1 protein-coding gene is annotated in these 1531 nt (G+C 55.0%); it reads right to left on the bottom strand.

Annotated elements, in window-relative coordinates; all coding sequences use genetic code 11:
• Positions 1-118: 118 nt before the first annotated feature.
• The coding region (locus tag HWX34_RS20985; protein ID WP_255497720.1) for an IS1182 family transposase at positions 119-1531 on the bottom strand (1413 nt) is incomplete at its 5' end.

The following is a 1531-nucleotide window of genomic DNA, read 5'->3' as shown; positions in this document are numbered from 1 at the left end:
GAGGCTGTGTGGAAACGCAGCCACTGGTTGATACCAAGGCGCTTGCACAACCTCGTACAGGGCTGCTCCGTTCGAGCTCGACGCAAATGGGGCTATTTTGATAGGTACAAAGGCCTTTTCAGGCCTGTACTGCCGCCATCAACTGTACAAATCCAAGAATCTTCATGACCCGCTTCAGGTTGTAGGCCAGGACCTGCAAGCTCATCTCTGTGCTGACCTGGCCAAGACCTCGCGTCAGGAAATGCGTTGCACCCATCCATTCTTTCAATGTGCCAAATGGATGCTCCACCGTCTGACGCCGCAACTTCATCATGCCACCCCGGATATCCAGTTGCTTTTGCATTTCCTCAAGCACAGCTTCATGTTCTGCTCGCGTGACGCGCCGGTATGCGCTGGGCGTACATTGCGCCTTGAGTGAGCAGCGAGGGCAATCAGAACTCCAGTATTTATGGATGAGTGCACCCCGTTCGGTGGTTGAGAAACGCCAAATCAGCCGACTACCGGCAGGACACACATATTCACCTGCTGCCGAATCAAACAGGAAGTCTTCTTTGTCGAACCGCCCCTCCGCTTTGGCAGACGACGTCATGGGCTTCGAAACCAGGGGCACAATCCCTGCATCGACACAGGTCCATGCCTCTTCCCCATGGTAGTAACCCCGGTCTGCGATGGCCTCAAGATTGGCGACCTGCATTGCGTCTTTGGCCTGCTTGGCCATACTGGCCAATTGGCGGCGATCGCTACCCTGGTTGGTAACCTCATGCGCCACGATAAGGTGATGCCTGGTATCAACAGCCGTTTGTACGTTGTAGCCAACCAGTCCGCGACTGGTACTGGTGGCCATAGCGCGGGAATCAGGATCGGTCAGCGAGATTTGTCCTGTCGGCTCTTGCTCAAGCTGGGTTCGAATCTGCTGTAGCCTTTCCATGCTCTTTTTCAGCGTGGCCATCTTTTGCTGGATTCTGATGGTTCGCGCTTCTGCTATTTCTGGCGGTTGGCGATCTGCGGTTTCCAGTGCGGCGAGATAACGCGCAATGCAGTGGTCGATTTCCTGCATCCGCTTTTCCAGTTTGCCTCGCGTGAAGTTACGGTCATGGGCATTCACCGCTTTGAACTTGCTGCCATCAATAGCGACGACTGCGTGCGTGAATAGATTCAGCTCCCGGCACAGCACAACGAACTGCCGGCAGACATTGCGTATACCGCTGCCATTGTCTCGTCGAAAGTCGGCAATCGTTTTAAAGTCGGGAGCAAGCCGTCCCAGCAGCCACATCAACTCGATGTTGCGCTGGGATTCACGTTCAAGACGCCGACTGGATGGGATGCGGTTGAGGTAACCGTAGATATACAGCTTGAGCAGGACCGCAGGATGGTAAGACGGCCGCCCAGTGGCCTTGGGTTCGATACCCGAAAAGCCAAGCTCGCGCAGGTCGAGTTGTTCGACAAAGGCATCAACGATACGTACCGGATTGTCTTCGCCAACATAATCATCGAGCAGCGCTGGCAGCAGTGCAGTCTGTGACCTGCAATC

This window comes from Aquitalea sp. LB_tupeE (genome assembly GCF_013391415.1).
In the GTDB taxonomy this organism is placed as follows: Bacteria; Pseudomonadota; Gammaproteobacteria; order Burkholderiales; family Chromobacteriaceae; genus Aquitalea.
The sequence above is the reverse complement of the archived record's forward strand: the minus strand, read 5'-3'. Positions and strand labels throughout refer to the sequence as shown.